The following is a 12587-nucleotide window of genomic DNA, read 5'->3' as shown; positions in this document are numbered from 1 at the left end:
GTTCTTTCAGCACGTATTTTATTTCTTTCTTAAATAATTTTATCCACATGAATCTCCCCGCTTGGAACGTGCAAAAGAATGGTTTTGATTAATTTAACATAAAACAGATTTGAAATGAGAAAAATTTTTACGACTCTGGACTTCCCCATGCAACATAAAAAAATTATAAATTATCATTATAACTCAATATATTGATTTATAATTTAAGCAATATTTCCTCCTTATAACACATTAAAGAAGGTGATTTTTCAATACCTGAACCAATGGTTTATCAGCATCAGGCATAGGGTATTTATCAAGATCATTAATAAAAACCCATTCTAAATTTTGCCCTTCTCGTCCTTGCGCAACGCCCTCATAATGGTCACAAAGATACAATGGCATTAAGAGATGAAATGTTTTATAGCTATGGCTCGCAAACGTTAAAGGGTGTAAATTATTTGGTTGAACATAAATACCAAGCTCTTCCTCTAGTTCACGAATTAATGATGCTTCCGGAGTTTCACCTTGCTCAACCTTGCCACCAGGGAACTCCCATAAACCAGCCAGTGATTTTCCTTCAGGACGCTGTGTAAGCAAAACACGATTATTCTGATCGAACAGTGCACATGCAACAACAAGAAGAATGGAACTTTTCATACACATATCACTCCCCAATAGGGAACATAAAGATAACTGACTTTTCTATCATATCCCCTCTGCTCCTAAAAGAGCTCACATACCCCATTTGCTCTGAAAAATAATAAACTGTTAAATATAAAGTGCATCCATTAACTTCTGTAATCGCTATTGATCATAACGTACTCTTTTGTTAAATCGCAAGACCAAACCGTCGCCGTACTCTTACCCAAACCGATATCAACACGAATCGTGATGTGTTTACCTTGCATATAAGTACCTATTGTCTCTTCACAATACTCAGGATCTCGTACGCCATTCACGGCCACACGATGCTCACCAAACCAAATCGTCAATAGATCACGATCGACTTCAACACCGGCCTTCCCAACTGCCATAACGACCCGCCCCCAATTCGCATCTTCACCGGCAATAGCCGTTTTTACGAGCGGTGAATTTGCAATTGATAAAGCAATAGTTTTAGCTGCATTATTTGTTGTAGCACCCACCACATTAACCTCAATTAAATGACGAGCACCTTCACCATCACAAACAACTTGTAGTGCAAGTTCATGCAGAAGTGCACTCAATTGTTTCACAAAAACCCCATAACGCGGATCAGATTTACTTGTAAGACATGGAAAATGTTCTTTTCCTGTCGCAAACAACATAAGCGTATCTGAAGTTGAGGTATCGCTATCAACAGTAATTGAATTGAAAGAACCCTCAACTGCCTCTGATAACATGGATTGGAGTGCATCCGAAGAAATGGTAGCATCACTAACCACAAATGACAGCATTGTCGCCATATCGGGTGCAATCATACCAGCACCTTTTGCAATTCCATTAATGGTAACACGCTCTCCCCCACAGTCAAAAGTGCGGGTCGCAAGTTTTGGAAATGTGTCCGTTGTCATTATGGCTTTTGCAGCTTCCAACCAATTTCCCTCTTCTGCTGTCTCTGTCATACTTGGTAAAAGATTGACAATACCCGATGCATCCATTGGCTCACCAATAACACCCGTAGAAGCTATAAAAATTTCATCTTCTCTAACCTTTAAAGCGTTCGCTGCTGCACAAATAATTGCATCGGTTGTGTGCTTTCCTTTGCTTCCTGTAAAAGCGTTTGCATTTCCAGAATTCACAACAACACCCCTCGCAACCCCATGAGGAAGCGATGCACGACAATGCTCTACAGGGGAAGATGGACATTTTGAACGGGTAAAAACACCGGCCACACTCACTGGCTTATCGAATATGATGAAAAGAAGATCTGTACGATCTTTATATTTAATCCCAGCTTCAGCTGTTGCTATCCGTACACCAGATAATGGAGAAAGCTCTTGGATCTTTTGAGGCGACAAAGGAGAGATTTTCAAAACCACAATATGCTTTCTATAAAAAAATGAAATGATTGCAGATCAATAACCTCTCATAGAAAACTGCTAGGCTTTTTGAACAAAACTAACCTAGAAAATTATCTATTAAAGAGGCTATCTACTTATTTTTACTAGCTATTCCGTATCTTCTTCATCAGATGTCTCATCGGGAAGTAGCGTCCCATTTTGATGAAGCGATTCCATGATTTTTGTAACATTAGGATCAGGGTATTTCACATCTATCTTGCTACGCAAATCAACAATCAGTTCTTGATAGCGCTTTTTTATCAGCTGTGTCCGCAACATCTCTTTAACATCATCAAATGCAGGCGGTTGTTTTACACGACGATCTTCTAATTTAATAATATGCCAACCAAAAGGACTTTCAACGGGTTGTTTTGTGTATTCGCCAACTTTCAAACCAAATGCGGCATCTTCAAAAGGCTTGACCATTTGACCATGGCTAAAATAACCAAGATCACCCCCAACGGCAGCAGAACCATCTGTTGAACTTTTCTTTGCAATCTCTTCAAAATTTTCGCCTTTATTTAAATGCTTAATGATAGCTTCTGCTTCTTTTCTCGTTTTGACCAAAATATGACGCGCTTTAACCTCATCCTCTTTAGGTAAAGCAGCAACTTCTTGCTTATAAAGAGCTTCCAAATCAGTATCCGATATTTTATCAACAATCGCCTGTTTAAAATAAAGCTGTTGAAGAACATTGTCACGCATGACTGCCATACGTTTATCGTAAGCTTCTGTCTTATCAAGACCTTTGCTTCTTGCTGCTTTTGCGAGGGCCTGCATATCTAAATAAGCTTTTAGAACCATCATACGGCGTTGTTCATCAGGAAAACGTGCTAAATTAGGATTTATTTCAAGCGCTAAATCATCCAATTGGCCTGCTGTAATATTTTTCCCATCAATAACCGCCATAACATGAGAAGGAGAAACGGCTTTTTCAGAAGCTTTCTCTAAAGTCTTTAAATCACTCGACGATGAATTCAAACCTTCTTGAGCACTCACCCCTAAACTTGTACTTGCCAATAAAGTTGATGCTAAAAAAAGCGTGATAAAGTTAAATTTCATAAATATACTCCTTAAAAATGAAGGCAGGTTCAAGATTCCAATTTTCTTTACCATAACACTTTAATCTTTAAACATAGAGAAATAAATTAGTAATTTTATTTAAAAAAAGTATAAAATTATCCTTTTATCTCAGTTTCTCCAATCCTATCTAATGCAGATGAAAAACATGATAATAGAGAAAAATGACATATTGTATCTTAAATTACTTTGTATTGTATCAGTTAAATAGCATACTTAAAGTTGACATAAAGCGCTTAGCCTCTTATCTCTACTTTACAATTAGAGTGAAAAATTGCACACCAGCAAGTATAATGGTACCATCTGCATTTCATGATGTCACTAATGATATCAGATAATTTGAAGAAAATGTAGAGTATGGGGAGAGCGTATGAATTACCCAACAAGAGTGACAACAATTAAAAGAAAGGGCCAGAGATGGTCAGTTTAGGTGTTTTTGCCCGTAAGTTTTTTGGTTCAGCTCATGAGCGACATCTCAAAGCACTCCGCCAAAAAGTTGCACAAATTAATGCTTTGGAAGAACAATTCGTAAAATTAAGTGATGAGCAGCTTTGCCAAAAAACAGATGCCTTTCGTAAACGTCTTAGTGAAGGTGAGAGTGTTGATTTGCTCTTACCAGAAGCTTTCGCGACTGTTCGTGAAGCCGCAAAACGTGTTTATGACATGCGTCCTTTTGACGTGCAACTTATTGGTGGAATGGTCCTTCACGACTGCGGCATAGCTGAAATGCGTACTGGTGAAGGTAAAACATTAATGGCAACTCTACCAATTTATCTCAATGCATTGGAAGGTAAAGGCGTTCATGTTGTGACAGTAAACGATTATCTCGCCAGTCGTGATGCTGAAACAATGGGGAAAATTTTTAGTTTTCTAGGGCTTACAACAGGCGTGATTCTTCATGATCTTGATAGTGATGCCCGCCGAGAGGCCTATGCATGCGACATCACCTATGCCACAAATAATGAACTAGGTTTTGATTATTTGCGTGATAATATGGCCTTCGATCATAGTCAAATGGTCCAACGTGGACATCATTACGCAATTGTTGATGAAGTTGATTCGATTCTTATTGATGAAGCCCGTACCCCCCTTATTATTTCTGGTCCTCTAGAAGATCGTACTGACTTCTATAACCTTATTGATACATTTATTCCTGCCTTAACTCCAGAAGACTATGAAATAGACGAAAAACAAAAAACAACGACCTTTACCGAAGTTGGTACTGAAAAAATTGAAAAAATGCTCGAACAAGCTGGACATCTTAAAGGTGAGAGTCTTTATGACATAGAAAATGTCGCTATCGTTCATCATGTCAATAATGCTCTAAAAGCTCATAAACTGTTTGCTCGCGATAAAGATTATATTGTTCGCAATGATGAAATCGTTATTATTGACGAATTTACAGGGCGAATGATGCCTGGGCGGCGTTATTCTGAAGGACTTCATCAAGCGTTAGAAGCTAAAGAGCATGTTGCTATTCAACCAGAAAACCAGACACTTGCTTCCATCACTTTCCAAAATTACTTCCGTATGTATAGAAAATTATCTGGCATGACTGGAACTGCAACAACAGAAGCCGAAGAATTCAGAAATATTTATGGTCTTGACGTTGTCGAAGTCCCTACAAATTTGCCAATACAACGTATTGATGAAGATGATGAGATTTATCGAACAGCAGAAGAGAAATATCGGGCAATTGTGCGTGATATCCGTCAAGCTCATGAAAAAGAACAGCCTATTCTTGTTGGAACAACCTCTATTGAAAAGTCAGAACAATTGGCAGAGCGTTTGCGAAAAGAAGGCATTACCGATTTTAGAGTCTTAAATGCTCGCTATCACGAACAAGAAGCATATATCATTGCGCAAGCAGGAGTTCCTAGAGCTCTCACCATTGCAACCAACATGGCAGGACGCGGTACGGATATACAGCTTGGTGGTAATGTTGAAATGCGCATCCGACAAGAGTTACAGGATATCCCGGAAGATCCAGAGCGGACAGCTAAAATTGAAGAAATAAAAAGAGATGTTCAGAAGCTTAAAGAAAAAGCTTTAGCGGCTGGAGGGCTTTACGTTATCGCTACTGAACGTCATGAAAGCCGTCGTATTGATAACCAGCTTCGTGGACGTTCTGGTCGCCAAGGCGATCCTGGTCGCTCAAAATTCTTTCTCTCTCTTCAAGATGATCTTATGCGTATCTTTGGCTCTAACCGTATGGATGGTATGCTGCAAAAACTTGGATTGAAAGAAAATGAAGCTATTATCCATCCATGGATTAATAAAGCCCTTGAAAAAGCACAAAAAAAGGTTGAAGCACGAAACTTTGAAATTCGTAAAAATCTGCTAAAATATGATGATGTCATGAATGATCAACGCAAGGTTATTTTTGAACAGCGTATGGAGGTCATGAACGCAGATGATTTATCAGAAATGATCCTTGAAATGCGCAATGAAGTCGTAGAGGATCTCGTAGAGGCTTATATTCCATCAGGGACATATTCTGAAAAATGGGATGCAAAAACTCTTGAAGAAGAGCTTCAACAACTCTTTAATCTTGAGCTTCCAGTGGAAGAATGGGCAAAAGAAGATGGAATTGCCGAGGAGCAAATTCTAGAGCGTGTATCAGATGCTGTTACAAAACTTGAAAATGAGCGTACTGAACGATATTCTCCAGAAGTTATGGCTTATTTTCACAAAGCAGTATTGCTCGAAACTATTGATACGTTATGGCGTGAACATCTGGTGAGTTTAGACCATTTGCGTTCTGTTGTTGGTTTTCGTGGTTATGCGCAGCGGGATCCGCTCAATGAATATAAGACAGAATCATTTGAACTCTTTCAAAGTATGTTGAGAAATTTGCGCCGAATTGTCACTTCTAAGCTTATGCGCTTTGAAATCATTCAACACCCCACAGAACCGGCCATGCCTGAGCAAACTGATGCTGCTTCTTCTGTCTTTAATGATCAAAGTCAAGAAAATGCTCCCACCTTATGGGCACGATCACAAGAAAATAGATTTGTTAATCCACAAGATCGTGACCCTAACGATATAACCACATGGGGAAAAGTTGGACGTAATGAGCGTTGTCCTTGCGGTTCAGAGAAAAAATACAAACACTGTCATGGAGCCTTTGTTTGAAAAGCAAACTATGCAAATGAATAAAAAGCGAAATTATGAGCAAGAATTGCGCACAGCTGGTTTAAGAGTAACACGTCAACGACGAGTTATTCTTGATATTTTGACTGATACAAATGATCATCCTAATGCATTTGAAATTTTTCAGCGTGCAAACAAAATAGATTCGAATATTTCACTCTCAACTGTTTATCGAACCATGAAAATATTAGAAGGAAATGGAACAATTCATCGCCATAGCTTTAGTGGTGGTCCATCTCGTTTTGAGCAAGCAGATGGGCAACATCATGATCATCTCATTGATATAGAAACAGGACAAGTTATCGAGTTTCATTCTGATGTTATTGAAAAGCTGCAAGAGGAAATTGCAAAATCTCTTGGCTATGATATTATTCATCACCGCCTTGAACTTTACGGAAAAAAAAACTCTTAAAAAAGTAATCATATATCATTAGATAAAATACCTTAGGCAAATCAAATTTTATAAAAATTTACCTTTAAAATATAATAGTTTTCATTGGCAAAAAAAAGAATTGCTTTATTACCCCTCTTTGTATGATGCTATACAGTAATTCATTGCCAATATTATAACAAAAAATCATTGCAACAAAATATTATAAAAATTGTATTATGAAAAATTAGGCCAATATTATCATGGTTTCTTTGCCACAAGATCGTATGAGACAGCTTGAAAAGCGCTTTGAAATAATTGAAAGCCAAATGACGACGAATCCAAATGCTGAAACATATGTCAAATTAGCTTCTGAATATGCAGAACTACAACCCGTTATTACCTCTATACGCGCATTAAATGCTCTTTACGAAGAGATTACAGAATTAGAAACGATTATTAACGATAAACAAACAGATATAGAGATGCGTAATCTTGCCCAGGAAGAGCTACCATCGTTATATAAAAAAGTAGAGCAATTTGAAAAAGAACTCCAGATTCTGCTTTTGCCTAAAGATGTTGCTGATGAAAAAAACGCTATTGTTGAAATTCGAGCAGGAACGGGTGGCTCAGAAGCAGCACTTTTTTCCGGTGATCTTTTCCGCATGTATGAACGTTATGCCCATGCTCACAATTGGAAAGTAGAAGTTATTTCACTCAGTGAGGGGGAAGTTGGCGGATATAAAGAGATTATTGCTACCATTTCAGGAAAAGGTGTCTTTTCTAAATTGAAATATGAATCAGGGGTTCATCGTGTGCAACGCATCCCTGAAACAGAGACAGGTGGACGTATCCATACATCTGCTGCTACCGTTGCTGTGCTTCCAGAAGCTGAAGATATTGATATTGATATTCGTCCTGAAGATATTCGTATCGACACAATGCGTGCATCTGGAGCAGGAGGACAGCATGTTAATACAACGGATTCAGCTGTTCGTATCACGCATATTCCAACAGGAATTATGGTCGTACAAGCAGAAAAATCACAACATCAAAACCGAGCACGAGCCCTTCAAATTTTACGGGCACGCTTATTCGATATCGAACGACAAAAAGCGGAAAGTGAACGTTCAGCTTCTCGTAAAAGCCAAGTTGGTTCTGGTGATCGCTCAGAACGTATTCGTACCTATAATTTTCCACAAGGACGCGTCACGGATCACCGTATTAATCTAACCTTGTATAAGCTTGATCGCATTCTAGAGGGAGATCTTGATGAGCTTCTTCATGCACTCATCTCAGATCACCAAACAGCACTCCTGATGGAAATGGACAATAATTGAACAAATATTCTTTCAAAAATGTCATCCAACAAACTCAAGAAAAATTGCGCACGAAAGGAATTGCTGAAGCCAATCTCGATGCGAAAATACTCATTGAATGGATAACAGGAATAAATGCTGCTGAAAGAATTTCTCAACCAGATATACCTCTATCTTCTGAGCACATTACACAAATAGAACAGGCTGTCCAACGGCGGATTGCAGGTGAACCCGTCTACCGTATTATAGGAGAACGAGAATTTTATGGCATATCCTTCGCTTTATCTCAAGAGACGTTAGAACCCCGTCCTGATACAGAAACGTTGATAGATCTTGTTCTCCCTTTCCTCAAAAAATATGTCGAAAATTCGAGAAAAATAACACTCCTTGATATGGGGACAGGAAGTGGCGCCATTGCCATTGCCATTCTTAAACAAATTCCACAATCCTATGCAGTCGCTGTCGATATTTCTGAAGATGCCCTTAAAACAGCGACAAAAAATGCAAAAAATGCTGAAGTAATACATCGCTTCACACCTCTTCTTAGCGATTGGTTTGATTCTGTCACAGATCGCTTTGATTTTATTGTTTCCAATCCACCTTATATTCCCGCAAAAGATATCAAAAAACTTGCAAAAGAAGTGCGCTTACATGACCCATTGCGCGCTCTTATCGGTGGAAAAGATGGTCTTGATTTTTATCGAAAACTCGCCCATGAAGCAGCCAACTACTTAAAAGAAAACGGCACTATCGCTGTTGAAATTGGTTACTCTCAAGAAAAAGAAGTTTGCAATTTGTTTGAAACAAATGGCTTCCAATGTTTAGAAATGCGCAAAGACCTCAGTGGAATACCCCGCGCACTTCTATTTGCATGCAAACATTAAAATTCCCAATCATCATCCGTGGTAGCAACCGCCTTGCCAATGACATAAGAAGAACCTGCCCCTGAAAAAAAGTCATGATTTTCGTCAGAGTTTGGTGATAAAGCTGCCAAAATAGCGGGATTAACACGACAAACCTCAGGGGGGAAAAGAGCTTCAAAACCTAAATTCATTAAAGCCTTGTTAGCGTTATAATGAAGAAAAATTTTAACATCTTCTGTCAATCCAAGCGCATCATAAAGATCTTCAGTATATTTGCACTCGATGTTATAAAGATCAAAGAGCAGGTTAAAAGCAAAATTTTTAATTTCTTGTCTTTTGGCTTCATCAAGCTTTGCAAAGCCCAATTGGAATTTATAACCTATATAATAACCATGGACCGCTTCATCACGAATGATCAGTCGAATGAGATCTGCTGTATTGGTTAACTTAGCGCGACTGGCCCAATACATGGGCAAATAAAAACCAGAATAAAATAAAAAGCTTTCCAGCAAAGTCGAAGCAATTTTTTTCTTAAGTGGATCATTTGCTTCATAACGCTCAAGTACTAATCTAGCCTTTTTCTGCAAATGAATATTTTCTTCTGACCATCTAAACGCATCATCAACTTCTACCGTCGAACAAAGGGTTGAAAAAATAGAGGAATAAGAACGTGCATGAACCGCTTCCATGAAGGCAATATTCGTCAAAACTGCCTCCTCATGCTCTGTTATCGCATCAGCCAGAAGCGAAATGGCTCCTACAGTGTTTTGAATTGTATCAAGAAGCGTTAGTCCTGTAAAAACACGAATCGTTAGCTTGCGTTCTTCATCCGTTAAGCTTGACCATGAGGGAATGTCATTGGAAAGTGGAACCTTCTCAGGTAACCAAAAATTCCCAGTTAAGCGGTTCCATACTTCAAGATCTTTCTCATCATGTAATCTATTCCAATTAACAGCGCACACAACAGGATTTTTGGTTGTAATCTTTGTCATATGATGATCTCCTATAAACTGCACGAAACACAGCCATCAACTTCTGTTCCACTTAATGCTACTTGCCGTAATCGTACATAGTAAATACTTTTGATACCCTTTTTCCAAGCATAAATTTGTGCGCGGTTAATATCACGTGTGGTCGCTGTATCAGGAAAAAATAATGTTAATGAAAGACCTTGATCAACATGCTGTGTTGCCGCAGCATAGGTATCTATAATTTTTTCAGGGCCAATCTCATAAGCATCTTGGTAAAAATTCAAATTCGTATTATCCATATAAGGAGCAGGATAATAAACGCGCCCAATTTTTCCCTCTTTGCGAATTTCGATTTTTGAAGCAATTGGATGAATGGAGGAAGTGGCATGATTAATATAGGAAATAGATCCCGTAGGTGGAACTGCCTGTAGATTGCGATTATAAAGCCCGTACTCAATAACTAATTTTTTGAGTTCCTGCCAATCCTTTTGATCTGGAATAACAATATTATTCCGTGCAAAAAGCTCTTGCACAAGCGCAAATTGCGGTTTCCATTCTTTTTCAATATATTTCTCGAAAAAACGTCCATCTGCATAAGCTGATTTTTCAAACCCTGCAAACATTTCTTGACGTTCGTGCGCAATTAAATTGGAAGCACGTATGGCGTGATATGTCACAATATAAAAATAGATATTGGTAAAATCAATCGCTTCTGGAGACCCATAATAGATCTGCTCACGCGCTAGAAACCCATGCAAATTCATTTGTCCCAAACCAATCGCATGACTTTCAGCATTGCCTTTCGCAATGGAAGGCACACAATCAATATTGCTCATATCCGAAACAGCAGTCAGAGCGCGAACAGCAGATTCCACGGTCTGTCCAAAATCAGGACTTTCCATTGCTTTGGCAATATTCATGGATCCAAGATTACAGGATATATCACTTCCAATCGTGCGATAAGTTAAATCTGTCTCCAGTTCACTCGCCTCACTCACCTGCAAAATTTCTGAACATAAATTGCTCATACTTATGCGCCCAGCTATCGGATTCGATCGATTAGCAGTATCCTCAAATAAAATATAGGGATAACCCGACTCAAATTGAATTTCCGCTAATGTCTGGAAAAAAACGCGTGCACTTATTTTCTTTTTACGAATCTTTGCATTATCAACAAAAGAACGATAATGCTCCGTTAAAGAAATATCGCTAAAGGGCTTACCTGTCACACGCTCGATGTCATACGATGAGAAGAGATACATATCCTCATTATTCCGTGCAAGCTCAAAAGTAATATCAGGAATAACGACACCAAGCGAAAGCGTTTTAATTCTAACTTTTTCATCAGCATTTTCACGCTTTGTATCCAAAAACTTCATAATATCTAAATGATGAGCATGCAAATAAACAGCTCCAGCCCCCTGTCGTGCCCCAAGCTGATTGGCGTAAGAAAAAGAATCTTCTAAGAGTTTCATCACCGGTAAAACACCTGAGGACTGATTTTCTATTTGCTTAATTGGCGCCCCTGCTTCCCGCAAATTCGTTAAACAAAGCGCTACACCTCCACCACGTTTTGAAAGCTGCAAGGCCGAATTAACCGAACGACCTATCGATTCCATATTATCTTCAACACGTAGCAAAAAACACGAAACCAATTCACCTCGTTGTTTTTTCCCAGCATTTAAAAATGTCGGTGTTGCCGGTTGAAACCGTCCTGTAATAATTTCATCCACAAAACTTTCAGCAAGAGCTTTATTCCCTTGTGCCAAATATAAAGCTACAAGACAGACGCGATCTTCATACCGTTCAAGATAACGTTTCCCATCAAAAGTCTTCAGTGTATAGCTGGTATAATACTTAAATGCGCCTAAAAAGGTAGGAAAACGAAACTTAAATGCATAAGCACGTTTAAAAAGCTTTTTAATAAAAGAAAAATCATAAAGCTCAAATAAAGCTTTTTCATAATAACCTTCTTCTATTAAGTAATCTATTTTTTCCTTCAGGTTATGAAAAAAAACTGTATTTTGATTAACATGCTGAAGAAAATATTGCCGCGCAGCAAGCCGATCCATATCAAATTGAATATGACCATTTTCATCATAAAGATTAAGCATCGCATTCAACGCATGATAATCAGTAATCTGATCCGATTTCTGCGATTGTCCTATACCAATTGTTTCCAAAATCTTTCCAATCCCTTTTTTACATAAATAACGTCTTCATCAGTTCCACGCAGCTCAAAACGATAAAGGCAAGGTACACAACATTTTTCAGCAATAATTTTACTTGCTAGATTATAATAGCGACCAAAATTACGATTCCCACCGCCAATAACACCACGAATTAATTTGCGGTTCTCAGCTTCATTAAGAAACTGGACAACGGCTTTCGGCACGGCCCCTCTTCCTTCACCATCTGCATATGTAGGAACAACCAATACATAAGGTTCACCAACCAATGCAGAAGGCTTTCTTTTATCAATTTTGAAGAGTCGTTGCCCAAGCTGCGAGACAAAATGTTCTGTATTACCCGTTGCACTCGAATAATAAACAATAAGCCCCATTAAGCACAAAGACCACTAATCATATCTGGTCTAAAACCAGACCAATGATTTTCACCACAAACAACGACAGGAACCTGACGATACCCCAGAGATTGAACAAAACTGTATGCTTGTTCATCACAAGAAATATCAACAACACGATAATGAATGCCTTTTGCATCAAAAGCGCGGCGTGTAGCATCACATTGGACACAAGATGGTTTGCTATAAATAGTGATCGACATTTTCTTCAACTTTCACAATT

Annotated in this window: 11 protein-coding genes; 4 read left to right on the top strand and 7 right to left on the bottom strand. The window is 38.5% G+C overall.

All coding sequences use genetic code 11. The features are described 5' to 3' along the window. Positions 1–231 precede the first annotated feature (231 nt). The 3 genes from mutT to ACFINY_RS05195 all read right to left on the bottom strand — a co-directional run bounded on the left by mutT (position 232) and on the right by ACFINY_RS05195 (position 3086). On the bottom strand, positions 232–645 hold the full coding sequence (gene mutT / locus ACFINY_RS05205; protein WP_375611826.1) for an 8-oxo-dGTP diphosphatase MutT: 414 nt from the start codon (positions 643–645) through the stop codon (positions 232–234). 125 nt (positions 646–770) lie between these two features. After that, entirely contained in the window at positions 771–2003 is a 1233-nt protein-coding gene (gene argJ / locus ACFINY_RS05200; protein ID WP_375613298.1) for a bifunctional glutamate N-acetyltransferase/amino-acid acetyltransferase ArgJ, read from the bottom strand. A gap of 129 nt (positions 2004–2132) precedes the next feature. Further along, the gene (locus ACFINY_RS05195) at positions 2133–3086 is read right to left on the bottom strand and encodes a peptidylprolyl isomerase (RefSeq protein WP_375611828.1); all 954 of its coding nucleotides are present in this window, start codon (positions 3084–3086) and stop codon (positions 2133–2135) included. Positions 3087–3521: 435 nt separating this feature from the next. On the opposite strand from ACFINY_RS05195, the gene secA reads away from it, so the two are divergent. The 4 genes from secA (at position 3522) to prmC (ending at position 8830) form a co-directional block, all read left to right on the top strand. Beyond that, complete coding sequence (gene secA, locus ACFINY_RS05190) at positions 3522–6239, top strand: preprotein translocase subunit SecA (protein ID WP_375700907.1); 2718 nt, start codon at positions 3522–3524, stop codon at positions 6237–6239. Next, entirely contained in the window at positions 6178–6669 is a 492-nt protein-coding gene (locus ACFINY_RS05185; RefSeq protein ID WP_375611830.1) for a Fur family transcriptional regulator, read from the top strand. The genes secA and ACFINY_RS05185 overlap by 62 nt, the downstream gene beginning before the upstream one ends. Before the next feature lie 221 nt (positions 6670–6890). Then, positions 6891–7967 carry a peptide chain release factor 1 gene (prfA, locus tag ACFINY_RS05180; RefSeq protein ID WP_375700906.1) on the top strand — a complete coding sequence of 359 codons (1077 nt, stop codon included), beginning with the start codon at positions 6891–6893 and terminating at the stop codon, positions 7965–7967. Beyond that, positions 7964–8830, top strand: a complete 867-nt coding sequence (prmC, locus tag ACFINY_RS05175; protein WP_375611832.1) for a peptide chain release factor N(5)-glutamine methyltransferase — start codon at positions 7964–7966, stop codon at positions 8828–8830. Before prfA ends, prmC begins: the two co-directional genes overlap by 4 nt. Here prmC and nrdF read toward each other — a convergent pair. From nrdF to nrdH, 4 genes are read right to left on the bottom strand one after another with little or no spacing between them, the layout of a single operon-like run. Continuing rightward, a complete protein-coding gene (gene nrdF / locus ACFINY_RS05170; protein WP_375611833.1) occupies positions 8827–9801 on the bottom strand; it encodes a class 1b ribonucleoside-diphosphate reductase subunit beta in 975 nt (324 codons plus the stop codon). The two genes, prmC and nrdF, sit on opposite strands and share 4 nt — an antisense overlap. Positions 9802–9812: 11 nt before the next feature. Then, complete coding sequence (gene nrdE, locus ACFINY_RS05165; RefSeq protein ID WP_375611834.1) at positions 9813–11963, bottom strand: class 1b ribonucleoside-diphosphate reductase subunit alpha; 2151 nt, start codon at positions 11961–11963, stop codon at positions 9813–9815. Further along, entirely contained in the window at positions 11945–12343 is a 399-nt protein-coding gene (nrdI, locus tag ACFINY_RS05160) for a class Ib ribonucleoside-diphosphate reductase assembly flavoprotein NrdI (protein WP_375611835.1), read from the bottom strand. Before nrdI ends, nrdE begins: the two co-directional genes overlap by 19 nt. Then, positions 12343–12567 carry a glutaredoxin-like protein NrdH gene (nrdH, locus tag ACFINY_RS05155; RefSeq protein WP_005774163.1) on the bottom strand — a complete coding sequence of 75 codons (225 nt, stop codon included), beginning with the start codon at positions 12565–12567 and terminating at the stop codon, positions 12343–12345. The genes nrdI and nrdH overlap by 1 nt, the downstream gene beginning before the upstream one ends. Positions 12568–12587: the final 20 nt, after the last annotated feature.

The organism is Bartonella sp. AA23NXGY (genome assembly GCF_042197165.1).
Taxonomy (GTDB): Bacteria; Pseudomonadota; Alphaproteobacteria; order Rhizobiales; family Rhizobiaceae; genus Bartonella.
The sequence above is the reverse complement of the archived record's forward strand: the minus strand, read 5'-3'. Positions and strand labels throughout refer to the sequence as shown.